The organism is Gammaproteobacteria bacterium, from assembly GCA_011682695.1.
In the GTDB taxonomy this organism is placed as follows: domain Bacteria; phylum Actinomycetota; class Acidimicrobiia; order Spongiisociales; family UBA4744; genus BMS3Bbin01.
In genome coordinates, this window is record JAACED010000017.1 from 1 (window position 1) to 22,250 (window position 22,250).

The 22,250-nt window shown below is 64.0% G+C and carries 21 protein-coding genes; 11 read left to right on the top strand and 10 right to left on the bottom strand.

Annotated elements, in window-relative coordinates; translation table 11 throughout:
* Positions 1–156: 156 nt before the first annotated feature.
* From GWP04_05065 to GWP04_05105, 9 genes are all read left to right on the top strand, one after another.
* On the top strand, positions 157–873 hold the full coding sequence (locus GWP04_05065) for a hydrogenase expression protein HupH (GenBank protein ID NIA24921.1): 717 nt from the start codon (positions 157–159) through the stop codon (positions 871–873).
* 459 nt (positions 874–1,332) lie between these two features.
* Positions 1,333–2,208 carry an ATP phosphoribosyltransferase gene (gene hisG, locus GWP04_05070; GenBank protein NIA24922.1) on the top strand — a complete coding sequence of 292 codons (876 nt, stop codon included), beginning with the start codon at positions 1,333–1,335 and terminating at the stop codon, positions 2,206–2,208.
* A complete protein-coding gene (locus GWP04_05075; GenBank protein NIA24923.1) occupies positions 2,205–3,875 on the top strand; it encodes an aminotransferase class I/II-fold pyridoxal phosphate-dependent enzyme in 1,671 nt (556 codons plus the stop codon). The genes hisG and GWP04_05075 overlap by 4 nt, the downstream gene beginning before the upstream one ends.
* Positions 3,872–4,456 carry an imidazoleglycerol-phosphate dehydratase HisB gene (gene hisB, locus GWP04_05080; protein ID NIA24924.1) on the top strand — a complete coding sequence of 195 codons (585 nt, stop codon included), beginning with the start codon at positions 3,872–3,874 and terminating at the stop codon, positions 4,454–4,456. Before GWP04_05075 ends, hisB begins: the two co-directional genes overlap by 4 nt.
* Positions 4,453–5,064, top strand: a complete 612-nt coding sequence (hisH, locus tag GWP04_05085) for an imidazole glycerol phosphate synthase subunit HisH (protein NIA24925.1) — start codon at positions 4,453–4,455, stop codon at positions 5,062–5,064. The genes hisB and hisH overlap by 4 nt, the downstream gene beginning before the upstream one ends.
* Positions 5,064–5,819, top strand: a complete 756-nt coding sequence (gene hisF / locus GWP04_05090) for an imidazole glycerol phosphate synthase subunit HisF (protein ID NIA24926.1) — start codon at positions 5,064–5,066, stop codon at positions 5,817–5,819. The genes hisH and hisF overlap by 1 nt, the downstream gene beginning before the upstream one ends.
* Positions 5,816–7,075 (top strand): phosphoribosyl-ATP diphosphatase, encoded by a 1,260-nt coding sequence (gene hisE / locus GWP04_05095; GenBank protein NIA24927.1) that lies wholly within the window; start codon positions 5,816–5,818, stop codon positions 7,073–7,075. Before hisF ends, hisE begins: the two co-directional genes overlap by 4 nt.
* Positions 7,072–8,202, top strand: coding sequence for a histidinol dehydrogenase (gene hisD / locus GWP04_05100; protein NIA24928.1), 1,131 nt, complete (start codon positions 7,072–7,074; stop codon positions 8,200–8,202). Before hisE ends, hisD begins: the two co-directional genes overlap by 4 nt.
* Positions 8,121–8,330, top strand: coding sequence for a hypothetical protein (locus tag GWP04_05105; GenBank protein ID NIA24929.1), 210 nt, complete (start codon positions 8,121–8,123; stop codon positions 8,328–8,330). The genes hisD and GWP04_05105 overlap by 82 nt, the downstream gene beginning before the upstream one ends.
* Before the next feature lie 178 nt (positions 8,331–8,508).
* Here GWP04_05105 and GWP04_05110 read toward each other — a convergent pair whose 3' ends face one another.
* From GWP04_05110 to GWP04_05130, 5 genes are all read right to left on the bottom strand, one after another.
* Positions 8,509–9,573 carry a 3-isopropylmalate dehydrogenase gene (locus GWP04_05110; protein NIA24930.1) on the bottom strand — a complete coding sequence of 355 codons (1,065 nt, stop codon included), beginning with the start codon at positions 9,571–9,573 and terminating at the stop codon, positions 8,509–8,511.
* 39 nt (positions 9,574–9,612) lie between these two features.
* On the bottom strand, positions 9,613–11,124 hold the full coding sequence (locus tag GWP04_05115) for a 2-isopropylmalate synthase (protein NIA24931.1): 1,512 nt from the start codon (positions 11,122–11,124) through the stop codon (positions 9,613–9,615).
* Positions 11,125–11,286: 162 nt separating this feature from the next.
* Positions 11,287–12,294, bottom strand: a complete 1,008-nt coding sequence (ilvC, locus tag GWP04_05120) for a ketol-acid reductoisomerase (GenBank protein ID NIA24932.1) — start codon at positions 12,292–12,294, stop codon at positions 11,287–11,289.
* An 8-nt stretch (positions 12,295–12,302) separates the two neighbouring features.
* Positions 12,303–12,812: an acetolactate synthase small subunit gene (gene ilvN, locus GWP04_05125; GenBank protein ID NIA24933.1), complete on the bottom strand. Its 510-nt coding sequence runs from the start codon at positions 12,810–12,812 to the stop codon at positions 12,303–12,305.
* Between the two features lie 8 nt (positions 12,813–12,820).
* On the bottom strand, positions 12,821–14,563 hold the full coding sequence (locus GWP04_05130; GenBank protein ID NIA24934.1) for an acetolactate synthase large subunit: 1,743 nt from the start codon (positions 14,561–14,563) through the stop codon (positions 12,821–12,823).
* A 234-nt stretch (positions 14,564–14,797) separates the two neighbouring features.
* Here GWP04_05130 and ilvD point away from each other — a divergent pair, with 234 nt between their 5' ends.
* Positions 14,798–16,465 carry a dihydroxy-acid dehydratase gene (gene ilvD, locus GWP04_05135; GenBank protein NIA24935.1) on the top strand — a complete coding sequence of 556 codons (1,668 nt, stop codon included), beginning with the start codon at positions 14,798–14,800 and terminating at the stop codon, positions 16,463–16,465.
* A 57-nt stretch (positions 16,466–16,522) separates the two neighbouring features.
* On the opposite strand, the gene leuD is transcribed toward ilvD, so the two are convergent.
* The gene (gene leuD, locus GWP04_05140; protein NIA24936.1) at positions 16,523–17,143 is read right to left on the bottom strand and encodes a 3-isopropylmalate dehydratase small subunit; all 621 of its coding nucleotides are present in this window, start codon (positions 17,141–17,143) and stop codon (positions 16,523–16,525) included.
* Complete coding sequence (gene leuC, locus GWP04_05145; protein ID NIA24937.1) at positions 17,143–18,549, bottom strand: 3-isopropylmalate dehydratase large subunit; 1,407 nt, start codon at positions 18,547–18,549, stop codon at positions 17,143–17,145. The genes leuD and leuC overlap by 1 nt, the downstream gene beginning before the upstream one ends.
* Positions 18,550–18,764: 215 nt before the next feature.
* Here leuC and GWP04_05150 point away from each other — a divergent pair, with 215 nt between their 5' ends.
* A complete protein-coding gene (locus GWP04_05150; protein ID NIA24938.1) occupies positions 18,765–18,947 on the top strand; it encodes a hypothetical protein in 183 nt (60 codons plus the stop codon).
* 51 nt (positions 18,948–18,998) lie between these two features.
* On the opposite strand, the gene GWP04_05155 is transcribed toward GWP04_05150, so the two are convergent.
* The 3 genes from GWP04_05155 to GWP04_05165 are packed head-to-tail and all read right to left on the bottom strand — an operon-like array spanning position 18,999 to position 22,221.
* Positions 18,999–21,092: a hypothetical protein gene (locus tag GWP04_05155; protein ID NIA24939.1), complete on the bottom strand. Its 2,094-nt coding sequence runs from the start codon at positions 21,090–21,092 to the stop codon at positions 18,999–19,001.
* The gene (locus GWP04_05160) at positions 21,089–21,748 is read right to left on the bottom strand and encodes a DUF4405 domain-containing protein (GenBank protein ID NIA24940.1); all 660 of its coding nucleotides are present in this window, start codon (positions 21,746–21,748) and stop codon (positions 21,089–21,091) included. Before GWP04_05160 ends, GWP04_05155 begins: the two co-directional genes overlap by 4 nt.
* Positions 21,745–22,221: a Rieske 2Fe-2S domain-containing protein gene (locus GWP04_05165; protein ID NIA24941.1), complete on the bottom strand. Its 477-nt coding sequence runs from the start codon at positions 22,219–22,221 to the stop codon at positions 21,745–21,747. Before GWP04_05165 ends, GWP04_05160 begins: the two co-directional genes overlap by 4 nt.
* Between the last annotated feature and the right edge of the window lie 29 nt (positions 22,222–22,250).

The following is a 22,250-nucleotide window of genomic DNA, read 5'->3' on the forward strand; positions in this document are numbered from 1 at the left end:
ATGTCACCGTCATCGACCCGCCGTCGGTGGCGACCAGAACCGTCGAGGCAGTGGTCTCGATGGGCCTCTCCCACAGCAGGCGAACCTATCCATCCCGAGCACCCAAGCCCTACCGCTGGCCAGGGCTCTCGCTCCCAACCTGATGAGGTCAAGCAGATGACTCATATCCGCATTCTCGTGCCCGTCGTCCCGAGCGACTCACTGCCCGGACCAGACGAGATTCTCGAAATCTACGCGCCCCTTCGCAGGCCGGATCTGGTGATCAGCTGCCGGATGATCGAGCGTGGCCCGATGTCGATCGAAGGGCGCAAGGAGGAAGCCGAGGCTGTACCGGGGCTCATTACCTTGGCGGTCGAGGCGGAGGCCGACGGAGTCGATGCCGTGGTGATCGACTGCATGGGCGACCCGGGCGTCGATGTGTTGCGCGAGATCGTCTCGATCCCCGTGCTCGGGCCTGCACGCACGTCGATGACCGTAGCCGCGAACATCGGACACCGTTTCTCGATTCTCACCGTCCTCGAGCGGTCGCGACCGCTGGTGGATGAGCAAGTGGAACGAGCAGGGCTCTCCGGGAGGCTGGCCTCGGTACGAGTGGTCGATTTGCCGGTGCTCGAGATCGAGAGCCACCCGGACGAGACATTCGAGAAGCTCATGGCCCAGGCCGAGCGGGCGGCCCGCGACGATCGTGCCGACGTGATCATCCCCGGGTGTACCGGGTATGTGGGACTGGCCGAATCGATTGAGCAGGAGCTCCACGCCCGGGGCCTCCTTGCCACCGTACTCGACCCGATGCCGCTGACGATCAGGATGGCGGCGGTGCTCGCCGAGAGCGGTCACAGCCACCCCAAGAGCGCGTACATGGCTCCGGGGTGATCGTTCTGCGACCCGCTCGGACAACCCTCGCCGAAGACCGGCGGTGATCCGGCAGGCGGGAACCACGCCATGGTCAGGACGACACCGGTGATCCGGAACGTGTGACCGATGATGAGGACGGCGGCGGCGACGTGACTTCTCCGGAAGCCGGTTCGACGTCGATGCAAGGGCACGACACGCTGCAATGAGTTCGGTGTCGACGCATACACTCGTCCGCTATCTCCCGGTGCACCAGCCTTCTTGCCGGCGATGTTCTGTTGCAGTTCGGTTCGAGACGGGCTACCGTGCTCCCCGCAATGAAAAGGCCATTCGCCCACGTTCATCATCACCACCCGGATCGGGTCGGTTGATGGTGCTCAACTAGCGAAAGCCAGCTAAGGACACAAACGCCGACTTCAGCAGTCGGTGTTTCTTGTTTATGGGCAAGCACCCGGCCGCTGTCGGCGGGAAAGAGCCCGGATGACATCACCCAAACAACAAGACCTTCTTCACCTTGCCGTGCCCAAAGGCCGTATCGAGGAGGGGGTTGTGAGCCTCCTTTCGGACGCGGGTCTGAGATTGCGCAGCGGTGGCCGCGGGTACCGACCCCAGCTGTCGGTTCCCGGCTACGAGGTCAAACTCCTCAAACCACAGAACATCGTGGAGATGCTGGCGGCCGGGTCCCGCGATATCGGATTCGCCGGTGCCGATTGGGTGGCTGAAAAGAACGCCGAACTGATCGAGATGCTGGACACAGGTCTCGACCCGGTACGTGTCGTTGCCGCCGCGCCCCTGTCGCTTCTCGAGGATGGTCGCCTTCCGAATCGGCGGTTGACGGTTGCCAGTGAGTACGAGCGGTTGTCCCGTCGTTGGATAGCTCAGCGTGGTTTGAACGCCGTCTTCGTCCGCTCGTACGGGGCGACCGAAGTGTTTCCGCCCGAAGACGCCGACGTGATCGTCGACAACACTGCCACGGGGGAGACCCTCTCCGCCAACGGGCTTACCGTTGTGGATGAGCTGATCACGTCGTCGACTCGGCTGTACGCCAGCCCTCAGGTACTGGACTTGCCGACGAAGAAGGCGGCGATCGACGGTCTGGTGCTGAGTTTGCGGTCGGTGCTCGAGGCGAGACGCCGTGTGATGGTCGAGTTCAACGTGTCTGCCGAGTACCTCGAGGGGATCATCGAGATTCTCCCGCGCATGCGTGAACCGACCATTGCTCGCCTGCACGGTGATAGCGGAATGGCGGTGAAGGCCGCAGTGCCTCGTTCCGAGCTACCGGCGTTGATCCCCTTGCTCAAAGAACGTGAGGCAACGGATATCGCCGTCTCGCGACTGGAGCAGATCGTCCCATGAGCCGGCCCACCGCATATTCGCCTCCTCGGTCCGAGTATCCGATCGATCTGGACCTGTCGAGGAACGAGGGGCAACCGCCATCGACTTCCCTGCTGAGCCACGTCTCCGACGAGGCCCGCCTGGTGAGTCGATACCCGGAGACTTCTGCACTGAGAGAGAGTATCGCCGAGCTTCACGGAGTCGACACCGATCGAGTGCTGGTGACTGCCGGCGGCGACGACGCCCTGCTGAGATGTTTCCTCGCTCGCATGGGCCCAGGCCGGAAGGCGGTAGCCACGTATCCGAGCTTCGAGATGATCCCCCGTTATGCCGGCCAGGTGGGAGGTCGCTTGGTCGAGGTGCCCTGGTGGCAAGGTGCCTTCCCGACAGAAGCCGTCATGAGCGCCATCTCGGATGACACGGATGCCGTGTTCGTGGTCTCACCGAACAACCCGACGGGGGGAGTGATCGACGAAGCCGCCCTGGGCGAGATGGCGGCGAGAGCGCGTCTGGTGGTACTCGATGCCGCCTATGGTGACTTTGCCGATTGTGACCTGACCGGCGCTGCTCTCGAAATGAAGAATGTCGCCATCGTTCGCACCCTCTCCAAAGCTTGGGGTCTGGCCGGCCTCCGGGTCGGCTACCTGCTGGGTTCCACCGAGCTGGTTACGGAGCTGGCGGCGTACGCGAATCCGTACCCGGTATCCGGGCTTTCGGCATCTCTTGCGACGAAGCGCCTGAATGATCGAAACGAGGTCGCCGAGTTCATCGGCAATGTGAGATCTCAGCGAGACGCGCTGGCCGGAATCCTCGATTCGCTCGGCGTCGTCACATTGCCATCTCAGGCCAACTTCCTCTTGGCCCGATTCGACGCTCCGGAATGGGTGCTTTCCGCTGCTGCGTCTCTGGGAGTTGCGCTGCGAAGGTTCCCGCATCGCCCGGGACTCGAGAGCTACCTTCGGATCACCCTGCCCGGCGACCAGCCTCGGTTCGAGCGTCTGGTCCACACTCTGGCGTCGGCCGTTGCTCCCGAGGCCCTGTTGTTCGACATCGATGGTGTCCTCGCCGATGTTTCCGACTCTCAGGTGACCGCGATCGTCGAAACCGCAGCGAGTTTCGGAGTCGATGTGACCCGTCGGGATATCGAGGAGGCCAAAGCGGCGGGCAACGCGAACGACGATTGGGAGCTGACGCGAAGACTTTGCGCCGACTCCGGCGTGGAGGCGCCGATATCCGTTGTCATCGACCGGTTCGAGACTCTCTACCAGGGAGTCGACGGCCTCGAAGGTCTCAAACTGCGCGAGGAGGCGCTGGTGGATGCCGCCACGTTGGAGCGGTGGGCGGAGATGCTTCCCATAGGTGTCGTGACGGGACGACCAAGGTCTGATGCCGAGGAGTTCCTCGCCCGGTTCGGGATGTTGGATTCGATCTCGGTACTGGTCGCCAAAGAAGACACTCGTCTGAAGCCCGACCCGGCACCGGTCCGGTTGGCTCTGGAGCGTCTCGGTGTCGACAGGGCCTGGATGTTGGGCGACACCCCTGATGACGTAGCTGCGGCAAGAGGTGCAGGAGTGATCCCGATCGGGATCGTTGCACCTGGCGATGACCCGAACCGGGCTCGACGGTCTCTGGCCGGAGTCGCACGGATCCTCGGGTCGGTCTCGGAACTGGAAGGACTCTTTTCATGAGCAGGACGGCGGATTTCGCACGCAAGACCCAAGAGGTCGACATCGTGGGCTCGATCAGCCTCGATGGGACCGGACAATCCAAGCTCGATACCGGAGTGGGCTTCCTCGACCACATGCTGTCCACCCTCGCCAAGCACGCAAGATTCGATCTCGATCTCACCGCCCGGGGAGACTTGGGTGTCGACGATCACCACACGGCCGAGGACTGTGGGATAGCCATCGGGGGTGCCATCGACGAGGCGTTGGCGGACCGGACCGGAATCACTCGGTTTGGCTTTGCCTATGCACCGTTGGATGAGGCACTGTGCCGTGCGGTCGTCGACCTCTCGGGCCGCGGATGGGCTGAGGTCGGGATCCCGTTCACGAGGGAGACCATCGGCGATCTCGCGACCGAGAACATACAACACTTCCTGGTGTCGATGGCGGTCGAGGCGCGCATGGCGCTTCATGTCGATCTGATCCGAGGCGAGAACAATCACCACATGGCAGAGGCCGCGTTCAAGGCAGTGGCTCTCGCCCTGCGGTCGGCGGTGAGCGTGACCGGCGGAGACGTTCCGAGCACCAAGGGAACCTTGCGATGAGCAAGAGCGTCGTGATCGTCTCCACCGGTACGGCCAATACGGCATCGGTGGTCGCCGCGTTTCGGCGGGCTGGGGCTACTCCGAAGCTCGCAGACGACGCCAAGGACGTGGAGGCCGGCGACCGTGTGGTCGTTCCCGGTGTGGGTTCGTTCGGTGCCGCAATGTCGAGAATCGATCAGGTCGGGATGCGGGAGGTGCTGTCGGAGAGAATCGATGAGGGCCGTCCCACTCTGGCGATCTGTCTCGGGTTGCATCTGCTCTGTAGCGCGAGCGAGGAGAGCCCGGGGCAGCTCGGTCTTGATCTGGTCCCCGAAACGGTCACTCGGTTCGACGACGAGGTCAGGGTGCCTCAACTCGGGTGGAACATGGTCGAACCTGAACGAGGAAGCCGGTTTCTCACACGGGGCTGGGCCTACTTCGCCAACTCGTACCGGCTGTCGCGAATACCGCAAGGATGGACGGGCGCAACGAGCGACTACGGAGGCCGGTTCGTGTCGGCGCTGGAACGGGGCGACGTCCTGGCTTGTCAGTTCCACCCCGAACTGTCCGGCGCCTGGGGCGCCGGCATCCTGGAACGATGGCTGACGGTCACTTCGGGGGTGGCGTGATGCTTGCGTCCCGCGTCATCCCCTGCCTCGACATCAGGGACGGGCGTGTTGTCAAGGGTGTCCGTTTTCAGGATCTGCGCGACGCCGGCGACCCGGTTGCCTGCGCCGCCGCCTACGAGGACCAGGGCGCCGACGAGATCGTTCTTCTCGATGTGTCGGCAACGCCCGAAGGTCGAAGTCATGCCGTTGAAACGGTCCAGGCGGTACGGTCGGTCCTCTCGATTCCGCTCACCGTCGGTGGGGGAGTCCGTTCCCCCGAGGACGCGGGGAGGCTTCTCGACGCCGGCGCGGACAAAGTGGGTGTCAACACGGCGGCGGTGACACGGCCCAGCCTGGTCTCGGACATCGCGCAGCGTTTCGGCTCTCAATGCACCGTTCTCGCCGTTGACGCCGCCAGGCGATCGACCCGTGGATGGGAAGTCGTGGTGGAGAGCGGCCGGAGACGGACCGGAATCGATGTCGTCGAATGGTGCCGGGCAGCGACCGCAGGCGGAGCCGGAGAGATCCTTCTCACGAGCTGGGATCGTGACGGGACCAAGGACGGGTACGATCTGGAGCTGGTCGCCGCGGTCAGCTCGGCAGTGAGCGTTCCGGTGATCGCGTCCGGTGGGGCCAGCAACGCCGCGCATCTCAGGGAGGGCCTCGAGGCGGGAGCCACGGGGGTCCTCGTTGCGTCGATTCTCCACGATGGCGTGACGACCGTCGGAGAGCTCAAGGCCCGACTGGGCACCATGGGAGTGGAGGTGCGACAGTGATCATTCCCTCTATCGACATTTCGCACGGTTCGACGGTCCAGCTCGTCGGGGGCGAGAAGCCGGTTTTGGACGCCGGTGATCCCAGGCCTCTCCTGGAACGGTTCTCGGTGGCCGGGGAGGTGGCCGTCATCGACATCGACGCCGCTCGCGGTGAGGGGGACAACGCCGCCCTCATCGCCGATCTGTGCCGACGAGGTCCAACGCGGGTGGGCGGTGGCATACGTGATGTCACCACTGCCCGACGTTGGCTGGACGCCGGGGCGAGGCGGGTGATCATCGGGACGGCTGCGACACCGGAACTGTTGTCGCAGCTTCCTCGCGAGCGGGTGATCGTGGCCCTCGATTCCCGTGATGGGGATGTGGTAACCCACGGGTGGCGTCGCACGACAGGAGAAACCGTCTTGTCGCGAGTGGAGGAGCTTCGCGACTTCTGCGGAGGCTTTCTCATCACATTCGTGGAACGTGAGGGGCTTCTTCAAGGAACCGATCTGGAGCGCGCCGCGGCGGTGGTGGCCGCGGCCGGTGACAGCAGAGTGACCGTGGCCGGTGGAATCGTATCCGCAGACGAGATCCGAGAACTCGATCGTCTCGGCGCAGATGCTCAGGTGGGTATGGCCCTCTATACGGGAAAGATGTCCCTGGCAGACGCCATAGCCGCACCGCTGAGGTCCCTCCAGCCCGAAGGACTTTGGGCGACCGTGGTCGCCGACGAGGCGGGTCAGGCGCTTGGTCTCGTCTGGTCGAGCATGGAGAGCCTCCGTCTGGCCATCGAGACGAGAACCGGTATCTATCAGAGCCGATCCCGCGGGCTCTGGGTCAAAGGGGAGACCTCCGGGGCGACACAAGAGCTGATCAAGATCGACGCGGACTGTGATCGTGACGCCTTGCGCTTCACGGTTCGTCAGAAGCACGGATTCTGCCATCTCGGTCATCGGTCCTGCTGGGGTGAAGACAACGGGATACAGCGACTCGCCCGCCGCCTCATCGGGATCGCCGAAGAAGGGGCGAGCGGCAACACCGCCACCCTCTTGAACGATCCCGCCCTTCTCGCCGCGAAGATCCGTGAAGAAGCGAACGAGCTCGCCGTGGCGGCGGCTCACCAAGACGTGATCGCAGAAGCAGCGGACCTTCTCTACTTCACCTTGGTCAAGACCGCCTCGGCGGGTGTCACGCTGGAGGAGGTCGCCAAGGAGCTCGATCGACGAGAGTTGAAGGTCAGCCGAAGGCCGATGGAGGCCAAGGAGGTTCCCCAGTGAGCGAGTGGCTCAGACTGATCTCGGACGTGGACGCGATTCGAGAGCAAAGACGCCCTGTCGATTCTGCAACCCTTCGCGAAGCCTCGGTGATCGTCGAAGACATCCGCCGAAACGGTGAGGAAGCGTTGCGTCGACACAGCGAACGGTTGGGGGACCTCGAGCCCGGTGAGACTCTTGTCGCGACCCGTCGCGATCTTGACGGGGCACTCGCCGGCCTCGACGAACATCGGCGGCAGCTCCTCGACAGGGCGGCACAACAGATCAGGGCCTTCGCCGAAGCCCAGCGGGGCGCCATCGACAACATTGACGTGGGGGTGCCGGGAGGGCGGGCCGGGCATTCGTGGATCCCCGTGAGAACTGCCGGGGCCTATGCGCCGGGCGGCCGGTATCCGCTCCCTTCCTCGGTTCTGATGACCGTGATCCCGGCCCGGGTTGCAGGTGTCGAGAGAGTCTGGGTGGCTTCGCCCAAGCCGACCCGGCTCACGATGGGCGCCGCAGCGCTGGCGGGCGCCGATGGGTTGCTCAAGGTGGGTGGCGCACAGGCCATAGCGGCGCTCTCGTTCGGCATCCTCTCCCCACCATGTGACATGGTCGTCGGTCCGGGGAATCGTTGGGTGACAGCGGCCAAGAAGCTCTTGTTCGGCGAGATCGGTATCGACGGGCTGGCCGGGCCCAGTGAGATCGTTGTCATCGCCGAGGCCTCGGCCGATCCCCGCCTGGTTGCTGCCGACCTCCTCGCTCAGGCCGAGCACGATGTCGACGCTCTCCCCATCCTGATTACGACGAGCAGCTCACTTCGTGAGAACGTGGAACTCCAGATCACCAGACAACTCCAGGACCTGGCTACGGCCGATGTGGCTGCGGTGGCCCTCGGCAATGGGTTTTGCACGATCGTGGACGATTTGGAGCAAGCCGCGACGCTCAGCGAACGGATCGCCCCTGAGCATCTCGCCCTCCACGTCTCCAACCCCGAAGCGCTGGCCGGCGAGCTCAGGTCATACGGCTCGCTGTTCGTGGGCGAGACCAGCGCCGAGGTAGCGCCGAGGTGTTTGCGGACTATGGGATCGGACCCAACCATGTTCTTCCCACCGGAGGGGGAGCCAGGTTTCAGTCCGGGCTCTCTGTGATGACGTTTCTCAAGGCACCGACGTGGATCAAGCTCACCAAACCACACGAAGTCGTGGCCGACAGTGCAGCCCTGGCGCGGATCGAGGGACTCGAAGCCCATGCCCGCGCGGCCGAATTCCGGCGCTGAGCGCTCGGCGGGGTTCTCGCCGGATCGAGGTGAGCCCGCCGTGGCGACAGAGAAGGGTCGGAAGGACGGCCTTTGTTCGCTCTCGGCACCCGTTACGCGGACACCGAGGCGCCGGCACAGATCCGTGGTGACGCGCCCGAGTGCCATGTCACCGGGCAGTTGGGGTCGTCGTCGGCACTCAGCCGGTGGACGCCACCCGCGCCGCGATACGGTCGCCGATCTGTGCCGTCGTGGCGCCCATCTCGGGTCCGCTCATCGATGTGAGTTCGGACAGCACCGCGCTTGCCGCCGCCTCCACCGTCCGGGCGGCATCGGTCTCACCCAGGGATGCCAGACACATGGCAGCCGAGAGGACCGATGCGACCGGGTTTGCCCAACCCCTGCCGGCGATGTCTGGTGCCGAGCCGTGGACCGGCTCGAACATCGAAGGGTGATCGCCGGGAGGGTTGAGATTCCCGCTGGCGGCCAATCCCATCCCGCCCTGGACGGCAGCTCCCAGGTCGGTGATGATATCCCCGAACAGGTTGTCGGTTACGACCACGTCGAACCGCTCCGGTTCCGTCACCAGGTAGAGGCACATCGCGTCGACGTGGACATAGTCGAGTGTCACTTTCGGGAACTCGGCCGAAACCTCCTCCGCTGTTCTGGTCCACAGGTCGCCGGCGTAAACGAGGACATTGGTCTTGTGGCACAGCGTGAGTCTCCCGCTGCGCCGCTCCGCCTCGGCGAAGGCGTAGCGGACCACCCGTTCGACGCCCCTGCGGGTGTTGATCGACTCCTGCGTCGCCACCTCATTGGAGGTTCCTCTTCGCAGCGTCCCCCCCGCGCCCACATAGGGCCCTTCTGTGTTCTCCCTGACCACCACCAGGTCGCAGCGGTCCGGTGTCAGGCCGACGATCGGTGAAGAGACCCCCGGATACAGCTTCACGGGACGCAGGTTGACATACAGGTCGAAGTTGAACCGAAGCCGCAGCAGCAGGCCTCGTTCGAGCACTCCGGGACGAACATCGGGGCTGCCGACCGCGCCCAACAGGATGGCGTCATGCTCGTCGAGCTCGGCCTCGATGGAGTCGGGGAGGACAGTCCCTGTCGCCAGGTAGAAGTCGCTTCCCAGGTCGTACCGGCTGGTCTCGACGGTGAATGAGAATCGTTCCGCCGCCGCCGAGAGGACTTTCAGCGCCTCGGCGGTGACCTCCGGTCCGATTCCATCGCCTCCGATCACCGCGATTCGATGCTTAGCCATGCTGTACCTTCCACACAGGGACGACGAGTGTACCGACGCTCAACACTGCCAGGATGCCTTGTCGAGTGCCGAGACGAACGCCTCCGCCGACCCTTCGACGACATCGGTAGAAACACTCCGTCCCGAGTAGGCACCGTCTCCGACCCTGACCACGACGTTCACCTCCGCCATGGCGTCCGCCCCGGAAGTCACAGGGACGACCCGGTAGTCGACCAGTGTCGCGTCCAGATCGAACGCCTGGCGGATCGCGGCGAAAGCAGCGTGCACCATGCCATCTCCCTCGCCGGTGAACTCTTGTTCGCTGCCGTTCATTCTCAGTCGTGCCACCGCACGAGGCGTGATCTCGTTGCCTCCGGCGACGTGAAGCCCGACGAGTGCGGTGGACTGTTTTGGCTGGTGGACCTCATCCTCGATGATTACCCGGATCTCGGCCTCGGTGATGCGGATCTTGCGGTCGGCGAGCTGCTTGAACCGTTCGAACGCCTTGCCGAACGCCTCGTCCTCCAGGGTGATTCCCATCTTGGTGAGCGTGTCGGCGAAGCCGGCCCTCCCCGAGTGCTTCCCCAGGACGATCTGGCCGCCCTCCTGGCCGACGGAGGCGGCGTCCATGATCTCGTAGGTGAGACGGTCCCGCAGGACACCATGCTGGTGGATGCCTGCCTCGTGGGCGAAGGCGTTGCGTCCCACGACCGCCTTGTTGTACTGAACCGGGTAGCCGGTGAGTCGCGAAACCAGCCGGGATGTTTCGAAGATCTGGGTGGTGTCGGCTCCGACCGTGACGCCAAAGCGGTCGGATCGGGTCCGCACTGCCATGATCACCTCCTCGATCGAGGTGTTCCCGGCGCGTTCGCCGATCCCGTTGATGGCCCCTTCGATCTGGCGGGCCCCGGCGGAGATCGCCGACAGCGAGTTGGCCACGGCCAACCCGAGGTCGTTGTGGCAGTGGGTCGAGATGATCACGTCATCCCTGCCGTTTCGAACTTCGGCGTACACCCGGCGGATGAGTTCCACGAAGTCGGTGGGTGTGGCATAGCCGACGGTGTCGGGAATGTTGATGGTGGTTGCGCCTGCTTCGACCGCTGCTTTGCACACGGCTATCAGAAAGTCGGGGTCGGTTCGGGTGGCGTCCTGAGGGCTGAACTCGACGTCGTCGCAGTAGCTCCGGGCCCTCTTCACACCCTCGGCCGACGCCGCGAACACCTCATCGGGCGTCATGCGCAGCATCTTCTCCATGTGTACCGGGGAGGTGGACATGAAGACGTGGATGCGGGCCTGCTCGGCGCGACGAAGCGCATCCCAGGCCTGATCGATGTCGTCCGGGTTGGCCCGGGCCAGGCTGGCGATGACCGGTCCCTTCACCTTCTCCGCGATGCGGGATACGGCATCGAAGTCCCCCGGAGAGGACGCGGCGAAGCCGGCTTCGATTACGTCGACGCGCAGCTTGGCGAGCTGTTGGGCAATGGCCACCTTCTCATCAGGGGAAAGGGCGATTCCTGGAGCCTGTTCCCCATCACGCAGGGTGGTGTCGAAAATGATCAAACGGTCGGACATGGCAAACTCCTTGTTCTGTCGTTGCCGGTGAGTTCCGGCGCGGGGCGACGGCAGGCGTGGACCTGCGTACCGGGGGGCCGGGTCAGCCGATGAAGCTGCCCGGCCCGGGAAGCACGAGAAGTCTCCAACCGGGGAGTCGAGCCATTCCAGCGTTCCGCATGCTCACCCCGGGGGTTGCTTCGGGTCGAGGAAGGGCATCATCTGGCGAAGGCTGCGTCCCACCTGCTCGACGAGATGTTCGCGATCCTGGGCACGGCGCTCCAAGAGGAACGGGGCTCCGGCCCGGGCCTGGGACATCCACTCTTTGGCGAAGGCACCCGACTGGATCTCGTCGAGCACGTCCTTCATCGCCGCCTTGGTCTGGTCGGTGACGATGCGAGGGCCGCGCGTGTAGTCGCCATACTCGGCGGTGTCGGAGACGCTGTAGCGCATCCACGAAAGCCCGCCTTCGAAGAGGAGGTCCACGATCAACTTCAGCTCGTGAAGGGTCTCGAAGTAGGCGGATTCGGGCTGGTACCCGGCTTCGACAAGCGTTTCGAAAGACGCTTTGATCAGGGACGAGACGCCACCGCACAGGATCACCTGTTCTCCGAACAGGTCCGTCTCCGTTTCTTCCCTGAAGGTCGTCTCCAGAACTCCGGCTCTGGTCCCACCGATTCCCCAGGCGTAGGAGAGACCCAGATCGTGGGCGGCCCCGGTGGCGTCCTGGTGAACGGCCAAGAGGCAGGGGACGCCCGAAGTCTCCGTGAAGGTGCGACGAACCAGATGGCCCGGGCCCTTGGGCGCCACCATCACCACGTCCAGCCCTTCGGGGGGCTGAATGAACCCGAAGTGGATGTTGAAACCGTGGGCGAACATCAGGGCGTTGCCCGGCTCGAGGTGCGGTGCCACCTCGGCGGCGTACAGGTCGGCCATGTGCTGGTCGGGCACCAGGAGCATGACGACGTCCGCCCATGCGGCGGCGTCCGGGATGTCCATCACCCGCAGGCCGGCCTCTTCGGCCTGTCCCCGGCTGCTCGAGTCGGAGCGGAGGCCGACGGCGACATCGACACCTGCTTCATTCAGGTTGAGCGCATGGGCGTGCCCTTGGCTCCCATAGCCGATCACCGCCACCTTCCGGTCCCTGATGATCGATGGGTTGCTGTCTTGGTCGTAGTAGATGGTGGCCATGTTTCCTCTCAGCCGATCGCTCGCAAACTGGCGCTGTTGGTCTTCACTTCTCGGGCGATCGCTATCCGTCCGGACTTCACGAGATCGGTGATCCCATAGGGGCGGACCAGGTTCAGGAAGTTCCTGAGCTTGGTCGGATCGCCGGTGACTTGGAAGGCGATCGTCGTAGGGCCGACGTCTACGGCCACCGCCTTGAAGATCGAAGCCACCTCCAATACCTCACTTCGACGGCTGGAGGGAGCGCTGACGCGCACGATCATGATTTCGCGCTCGAGTGACTGTTCGGGGTCGAGTTCGGCGATCTTCACGACGTTGATCAGCTTGTGCAGTTGTTTTTGCACCTGCTCCAGTTCGGGTGCCTCGACCACGATCGTCATGAGCGCCATACCGTCGTCTCTGGCGGGGCCGACGGCCAGTGAGTGGATGTTGAATTCTCGGCGGGCCAGCAGCAGCGACACCCGCGCCAGCACCCCTGGCTTGTCCTCGACCAGAACCGACAGGGTGTGTTGAGTCTGCATGGAGTGCCTCACGGTCGTATGTCCAATCTCGAGATGTCATTCGGGTTCCGCTTGACGGTCGTGCCGGGACCGGTCATCACTTCGTCGTTCGACCCACCGGCACGCACCATCGGGAAGACCATTTCATCCGGGTCGACGACAAACTCGACCACCACCGGTCGATCATCGATCGCCAGTGATTTCTCGAGGACCGGGGCGACTTCTTCGGGTGTTTGGGCACGCAGCCCCACACAGCCCATCCCCTCCACCATCTTGACGTAGTCGACCTCGTTGCCGAGCAGGGTGGCCGACAGGCGCCCGGAGTAGAAGAGTTCCTGCCACTGTTTCACCATGCCGTGGGCGCCATTGTTCATGACGGCGATCTTTATCGGGATCCGTTCCGTTGCGGCGGTGATCAGCTCCTGAAGGGTCATCTGGAAACAGCCGTCACCATCGATGGCGTATACGAGTTCGTCGGGCTTGCCGGCTTTGGCGCCGATGGCGGCCGGAACGGCGAACCCCATGGTGCCCAGCCCGCCCGAGTTGATCCAGCGCTGCGGTCTGTCGAACTTCCAGAACTGGGATGCCCACATCTGATGCTGTCCGACCCCGGAGACCAAGATGGCATCACCTCCGGTCAGCCGGTAGAGCTCCTCGATCACGTACTGGGGTTTGATCGGTCCGTCCGGCTGCTGGTCGTAGGTGAGCGGGTACTCGCGCTGCCATTCGTCCAGGACCGTCAGCCAGGATGTTCGATCGGGAACCTCCCGGTCTCCCCACTCTTCGAGCAGCTGCGTGAGCACGCGCCGGGCATCGCCGACGATCGGGACGTCCGCTTTGCGGACTTTGCCGATCTCGGCAGGATCGATGTCGGCGTGAATCACCTTGGCGTGGGGAGCGAACGAAGCCGGGTCGCCCGTGACACGATCGTCGAACCTGACGCCGATCGCGATCAGCAGGTCGGTCGTCTGCATGGCGGTGGTCGCCGTGTACGTTCCGTGCATGCCGGACATGCCGAGCGCGAGCGGATGGTGATCCGGGAAGGCGCCACGCCCCATCAGGGTGGTCACCACCGGCAGGTTGGCCGCCTCGGCCAGCCTGCGCACCTCCCGGTGGGCGTTCGCCTTGATGATCCCGCCTCCGACGTACAGCACAGGGCGCTTGGCCGAAGCGATCAGCGATACGGCCTCCTTTGCCTTGCGGTAGTGTCCCTCCGCCGTCGGCTTGAACCCGGGCAGGTTTATCTCTCGTGGCGCATGGGTTGTGGCTGAGGCGGCAAGCACGTCTTTGGGGATGTCGATCAGCACCGGGCCCGGTCGTCCGGTGGCCGCGATGTGAAACGCCTCATGGACCGCGTCGGCGATGTCGTCCGGGTCGGTTATGAAGTAGTTGTGCTTGGTGGCGGACATTGTGATGCCGACCGTGTACGCCTCCTGGAAGGCATCGTTGCCGACCGAGTGGGTGGCGACCTGACCGGTGATCGCGACCAACGGAACCGAGTCGATGAGGGCGTCGGCAAGCGGGGTGACCAGATTCGTGGCCCCCGGGCCCGAAGTGGCGATGCATACTCCGACCCTGCCGGTTGCCCAGGCGAAACCCTCGGCCATGTGACCTGCACCCTGCTCGTGGCGGGCGAGGATGTGGCGGATCGGGCTGTCGTAGAGGGGATCGTAGGCGGGGAGGATCGCGCCACCGGGTACGCCGAATACGACGTCCACACCTTCCGCCTCGAGGGAGGTGATAAGAACTTCGGCTCCGGTTCTCTTGGTCAAGGGCTGGTCCTTTCAGTGGTTGGGCGGGCGGAGCGCCAGGGCGGTCAGGGTGCAAAAAACCCTCCACTGTGAGGAGGGCTGGGGAACGCACACATCGGGTTTGGGATGCGTGCGTTACGTAAGTACCAGAATGTCGTAGTGATTCATTAGCGGGGAAACTTACGCATCGGCGACGGCATTGTCAACCATTGGCCTATGTCGCGGGCCGGGGCTTCGATGCGTATGATCCCCGTCATGGCACGCAAGATCCACTCTCAAGACGTCACCGAGGGTCCCTCCAAGGCAGGTGCCCGGGCCATGCTCCGGGCGGTTGGGCTCACGGATGAGGATTTCACCAAGCCGCAGATCGGGTTGGTCTCGGCCGGAAACGAGGTTACACCGTGCAACCTCAGCGGTCCGCGCCTCTCTGAGCACGCCAAGCAGGGCGTGCGCGATCAGGGAGGTGTCGGCCTGGTGTTTGCCACCATTGCCGTATCCGATGGGATTGCGATGGGCCACGAGGGGATGCGCGCCTCTCTCGTGTCGCGGGAGGTGATCGCCGACTCGGTCGAGCTGGTCATGCACGCCGAGCGTTTCGACGGCATGGTCACCATCGCCGGCTGCGACAAGTCGCTTCCGGGAATGTTGATGGCAGCGGCCCGGACCAACCTACCGAGCGTCTTCCTCTACGGAGGCTCGAGTCTGCCGGGACGCTGGCGGGGGAAGGACATCTCGATCGTCGACGTTTTCGAAGGGATCGGCGCCTTCTCGGAGGGGACCCTCACCAAGGAGGAGCTGCTCGAGATCGAACGCCACGCCTGTCCAGGGGAGGGCTCCTGCGCCGGAATGTTCACTGCCAACACGATGGCTTCGGTCGGTGAGGCAATGGGCATGTCGCTGCCCGGCTCGGCGGCGGTTCCCGCCACTGATCCACGTCTTGACGAATTCGCGGTGGCTTCGGGCAAGGCGGTGATGGCGTTGCTCGAAGCGGACATCCGACCTCGACGCATCATGACCCGACCGGCGTTCGAGAATGCCATCACCACCGTGATGGCATTGGGTGGCTCCACCAACGCCGTGCTGCATCTGTTGGCCATCGCTCATGAGGCCGGAGTCGAACTGACCCTCGAGGACTTCGATCGGATTTCGCGCCGGACACCCCACATCGGTGATCTCAAACCGTTCGGGCACTACCACATGGTCGATCTGGACCGGATCGGCGGCGTGCCGGTGGTCCTCAAGGTGCTGCTCGACGCCGGGCTGCTGGAGGGTGACGTTTTGACCGTGACCGGTACGACCATGGCCGAGAACCTGGCCGCGGTGGAGGTTCCAGACGGCCAGGACGTGCTGGCTCCGGTAGATCGTCCGCTGGCCGGCGAGGGGGGCATCGCCGTGCTGCGTGGCTCGCTCGCTCCCGAAGGAGCAGTCGTCAAGGTTGCCGGAGTCGAGCTCGACTCGTTCGAAGGCCCTGCCCGGGTGTTCGATGGCGAGCAGGGGGCCCTCGATGCCCTGTTCAAACATCAGATTCGGCACGGGGACGTCGTCGTTATCCGCACCGAAGGACCCAAGGGAGGGCCCGGGATGCGGGAGATGTTGCAGATCACGGCGGGGATCAAAGGTGCAGGGTTGGGCAAGGACGTGCTGCTCATCACGGACGGTCGCTTCTCCGGTGGCACGACCGGGCTGTGTGTCGGGCACGTTGCCCCCGAATCCGAGGTGGGTGGGCCGCTGGCGCTGGTCGAGGAAAACGATCGTATCCGTGTCGACCTTCCCGGTCGCACCCTCGATCTCCTGGTGGACGAGGGAACGCTGGGCCGGCGGCGGGCGCACTGGAAGCCTCATGCGCCTCGATACCCTTCCGGGGCGTTGGCCAAGTACGCCAAGCTCGTGGGTTCTGCCGAACGGGGCGCCGTCACCGGCTGATGCACAACTCCTGGCGAGCTTGCGCATCGACGAAGTCGCGGGCGTGTCGGCGCCGGGTCACAAACGGGGCATGAAGACCGGGCGACTGCGCTCGAACACGTCGATATCGCTGCCGTGGCGCAACGTGATATCGATATCGTCGAGTCCGTTCAAGAGGCGATACCTGATGAACGGGTCGATCTCGAAATGTGCTTCGAACGATTGCCCTGCATATGGTGCTCCAATGATGACCGTCTGACTCGTGAGGTCGATCGTCGCCTCGGCGGTGGGGTCGGTCTCGGCAACACCTATCAGCCACCGTGTCTCGTCCTCGGAGAGTTGAACAGGGAGCAGACCGATCTTGGTGCAGTTGCTATAGAAGATGTCGGCAAAGGAAGGCGCCACGATCGCCTGGAAACCCCAGTCCATCAAACCCCACGGTGCATGCTCGCGCGACGAGCCGGATCCGAAATTCGCCCCCGTCAGCAGAATGCGGGCGTTTCGATACTCGGGGCGGTTGGTGACGAACTCGGGGTCGGGTTCACCGTCCGGCCTGTGCCGCCAGTCATGGAAGAGAAACTCCCCGTAGCCGGTGCGCTCCACTCGTTTCAGGAACTCCTTCGGCATGATCTGGTCGGTGTCGACGTTCGCCCGCGGCAGCGGCAGCATCGTGCCCACGATACGATCGATAGGCTCCATCAGGCTCTCTCCCAGGTTCGGATGTCGACGAAGTGGCCTTCGACGGCGGCGGCTGCAGCCATCGCCGGGCTGACCAGGTGGGTTCGCGCCCCTCGTCCCTGGCGTCCCTCGAAGTTGCGGTTGGAGGTGGATGCGCAGCGTTCTCCAGGGGCGAGGATATCGGGATTCATCCCCAGGCACATCGAGCAGCCGGCGTCCCGCCACTCGAATCCGGCAGCCTTGAAGAGCCGATCGAGACCCTCGTTCTCGGCCTGGAGCTTCACCAGCCCGGAGCCCGGCACGATCATCGCCGAGACGTCGGGATGCACCTTCCGGCCATCGACGAGGCGCGCCACTTCGCGCAGGTCTTCTATGCGAGCGTTGGTGCACGATCCGATGAAGACCCGGTCGAGGTGGATGTGGGTGAGGGGGGTTCCCGGTTCCAGGTCCATGTAGGTGAGGGCTCGCTGGATCGACTCCTGCTCGTTGGGGTCGGTCGCAGCATCCGGGGAGGGCACCGTGCTCTGTACCGGCAGGGTGTGGGCCGGGTTCGTGCCCCACGACACGTATGGTTCGAGTTCGGAGGCCAGGAAGGCCACCCCCGTGTCGAACTGGGCTTCGGGGTCGCTGGGGAGCGAGCGCCAGTAGTCGAGTGCCTGCTCCCAGGCGGGGCCGGTGGGAGCTTGGGGGCGGCCCTCCAGGTACGCGAAGGTGGTGTCGTCGGGGGCGACCATACCTGCGCGGGATCCGGCTTCGATCGACATGTTGCAGATCGTCATTCGGCCTTCCATCGAGAGGCTCTCGATGGCCTCGCCCCGAAACTCGATGACGTGTCCGGTGCCACCGTCGACGCCGATCCGGGAGATGATCCCCAGGATGACGTCCTTGGCGGTCACGCCGTAGGGCAGCGATCCATCGACGACGATCGCCATCGATCGCGGCTTGACTTGGGGGAGGGTCTGTGTGGCCAGCACGTGTTCGACTTCCGACGTGCCGATGCCGAAAGCGAGAGCGCCGAAGGCACCATGGGTGGCGGTGTGAGAATCGCCGCAGACGATCACCATTCCAGGCTGTGTGATGCCCTGTTCGGGTCCGATCACGTGAACGATGCCCTGACGGGGATCGTCGAGTCCGAACAGTGTGATCCCGGACTCTCGACAGTTGGCGATCAGTGTTTCGATTTGTCGTTTGGAGAGAGGGTCGTGGATGCCCAGTTCTCGATGGATCGTTGGGACACCGTGGTCGATGGTGGCGAGGCTCAGGTCGGGCCGGCGTACCGTACGTCCGGCCATGCGGAGGCCGTCGAAAGCCTGTGGGGAGGTGACCTCGTGGAGGAGCTGCAGGTCGACATAGAGCAGGTCGGGTTCGCCCACGGCGGAGCGGACGATGTGGTCGTTCCAGACTTTCTCGAACAAGGCTTGTGGCATGTCAACGTCATGGGTCGCGGGCGGACGAGGCGGGAAGGATAGCCGGAGACTGGCGATGTTCCCGTGTCACACCCGGCTGATGGAGCGAACGTACTTTCTCAGAGAGGGAAGTGGATCCACCGGTAGATCGGCCGATGCGATCGGGCGGGTCAGCCGGCATGGGCCACCATGTCGGCAACCCATCTCGAGATCATCGGAAGGAACGAGCGAGAACGGTGATGGCGCCAAGAGGCACGATGGTCGACGATTGCCACGCTCACGGCGTCTTGGCGTGCCTCTTCGGCGCCACGTCGCAGGTGCCACGGGCCGCACGAGCCAACGAAGAACTTCCCACGACACGTGCCGCCCTCGGCAAGGCTCGTTACTCCTGCCGGTCGGACACGGTGCTACGCGCGTGACACTCCGAGAACGACACGTGATTGTCACGGATGACCCTGAGACGGAATGACTCAGGATTCGGGGGCACCATTGGAGATCCAGTCCTCGATCATCTGGATCTGCGCATCGGAAAGGCCTCCTGACGGCGGCATCGGTCCGCCGAATTCCTGGGCTCCCAGAAGTTTCTGGAGCAGGATGCTGGCGTTGGGATCACCCGGCACGATGACAGGAGCATGAGCGCCGCTGGTCATTGTCGACTGGTAGCCGGAGGCATCCCATCCTCCGAGCGTACCGTGACACATGGAGCAGGCGGTGTCGAAGAGCGGTTTGACATCGGCGACGAAGGTTGGCTCCTCCGAGGCGGTTGTGGGCCCGCCGGCGAGGGTGCGGACGAACCCGACCAGGTCTTCGATCTGGTCAGTCGTCAGAACCTGCCCCCAGGCGATCATCGCCGTGGCAGGATGGCCGAGTTGGATGGTGGTGACGATCTCGGAGTCGGTGTACGAGTCCTGGAATGTGGGGTCGACGAGCGAAGGACCGATCGCGCCAGACCCGTCGAGCGCGTGGCATTGCGCGCAGAACTCGTCCCAGATCTGCTGCGAGCTTCCCGCCACCTGCCGTGGTGCGATCGCAGGGAGCGCCTCGACCGGCGGGTTCGTTTCCCACGACCGCACGAACGCGACGACCGCGACGATCTGCTCTTCGCTGAGTGGGCCGCCCGAGGCGACACCAAACGGCGACATTCCCAGATCCGGCTGACCTTTGGTCACGATCGCTGTGATCGTTGCGTTGTCGTGGGTGTCGAGATATTGGCCGGCGCTGATGGGAGCGAGGACTCTCGTCGGGTCGGCGGGGAGCGGACCGCCTTCGCCGAAGTCGCCGTGACACATCGAGCAGTTCTGGGAGAAGATCCGCTGGCCCATGATCTCGGGAGCTCCCTCCGCCACTTTGATGGTGTAGGTCACCAGGGCATCGATCTGCTCATTCGTGAGGACGTCCCCCCAGATGGGCATCGTTTCGTGCTCGGCACCCACAGAGATTGCCTCGTACGCGGCATCCACCGTTGCGGGCGCGGGTACCCGCTTTCCGTGACAGGATGAGCAGTTCTGTGCAAAGAGTTTGTCTCCTCCAGGAGTCGTCGCCGGGTTGACGACATACCGGGCCAGCGTCACGATGTCCTCATCCGGGAGCCGTCCCGACCATGACGGCATTGTGCGATGTCGGCCGCCTTTCATGATGATCGAGCGAACTTCGGTCTCGTCGGAAACGGTGACACGTGTGCCGTGACACGTCGAGCAGTTTGCCGCGAAGAGACGCTGTCCGTCAGGAGCGATGAGGAAGTTGACGAGGGCTGTCACCGCCGAAGGGTCGAGTTTGGCGCTCCAGTTGGGAACGTCGAGACCCTGGTGCGCCGCGAACCCGGTATCGAGGGCATCCTGAAGCTGGAACGGATCCAGTTCTGCGAGGTCGGTGGCTTGATGGCATTCGGCACATTCGTCTCGGAAGACCGCCCATCCGTTCGGTGTGGTGATGAAACCGACGAGGGCGTCGATCTCGTCGACGGAGAGGTCGGCACCCCACGCAGGCATACCCTCGTGGTTACCTTGGGCGATCACCGCGTGCAGGTCGGTCCCCGGAGGAACCTCCAGGGAGGGACCATGGCATGCAGCGCAGTTGGTTGCGTAGAGGGCGGCGACCTTGTCGGGATGCTCCTCGCCGGCCAGTGGCTGCTGTTCACGGAGTGCCTGCACGGTCAGTGCGACGACGCCTATCAATGCCAGAGCCGTCAGGCCGGTGATGCCGAGACGGTCGCGGAAGTGACGCCGAGGAGACCGGTCGAGAACAGGCAGCGCGAGCATCAGGCCGACGGCGATCGCCGGAATGATGATCACGCCGATCACTTCGAGGTTGCCCGGGAAGTACTTGAGGAGCTGGAAAACGAACAAGAAGTACCACTCCGGTCGTGGCATGTACGTCGCGTCTGCCGGGTCGGCCCTTGCCTCGAGGGGCGATCCGAAGAAGTAGGCAAGGGCAACCAGGACGATGAACACGATGAGCATGACGACGGCGTCTTTGAAGATCGCGTCGGGGAAGAAGGGGATGCCCTTTTTCTTCTTCTCTTCCTCGTACTCGGCGAGGTATCGGCGCCGTTCTTCTTCGTTCATTTGGATCGTCGCCGCTTCGGGGGTGCACTGATGCCGATGCGAACGATGAGGAACAAGTGGATGCCGAGCAGCAGGAGCAGCAAGGCCGGGAGCACCCAAACGTGGGTGCCGAAGAAGCGGGTAAGGGTCACCGCGGAGAGCTCATCGCCGCCGCGAGAAACGCGAAGGAGCCATTCTCCGATGCCGGGAACGACCGCGACGATGCGAGTACCGACTGTGGTCGCCCAGTAGGCCTTCTGGTCCCAGGGGAGGAGGTAACCGGTGAATCCGAAGCCAAATACCACGAGGAGGAGCAAGACACCGGTGAACCACGTGATCTCCCGGGGGTACTTGTAGGCGCCGTGGAAGATGACCCTGAGCATGTGCAGGATGGCGAGTGCCACCATCGCGCTGGCACCCCAATGGTGCAGTCCCCGGATGAGCCAGCCGGCAGATACCTCGTTGGTGATGTATTGGACGCTGGCGTAGGCGTCCTGAGGGCTTGGGACGTAGTAGATGGACAGCAGAATGCCGGTGACGATCTGGTTGATGGCCACGAACAGTGTCGCCGACCCGAGGGTGTACAGCCAGTTCACCTTCGGAATCTTGCGCAGGAAGAGAGTCTCCCAGATCCGGCGCCAACCGGTGCGGTCGTCGATCCAATCTGCGAGTGTCATACGTCCCAGTGCACCTCGAGTTGTTCACCTTCGACGCGTATATCGAAGGATTCGAGCGGCTTTGGCGGTGGCCCATCGAGCACCTGGCCCGTCTTGGAGAATACGCCGTTGTGGCAGGGGCAAAGGAACGATTGCTGATCTTCCATCCACCGAACCCGGCAGCCGAGATGGGTGCAGACGTTCGAGAGTGCGGTGTAGTCGCGCCCGTTGTCCGTAGAGACGTAGACACCGGTCTCCTCGGTCTGTGTGACCCAGCCGGTGGTGCGATCGATCTGTGCCTTGAAAAGGGTGGGGGTGCCCATCTCGACCTGTCGAGTCGAACCGATCGAGACCCATGCGTCCTCGAGGTTGCTGTTGGATGCCGGAGCGACCACATAGGCGACCGCCGGAACGCCGAAACCGGCGGCGATAAACCCACCGATGGCCGCGACCATCTTCGAAAGAAACTTGCGGCGACTCACATCATCAGTCACTGTGGTTTTCCCTCCGCTTCCCAGAGTGT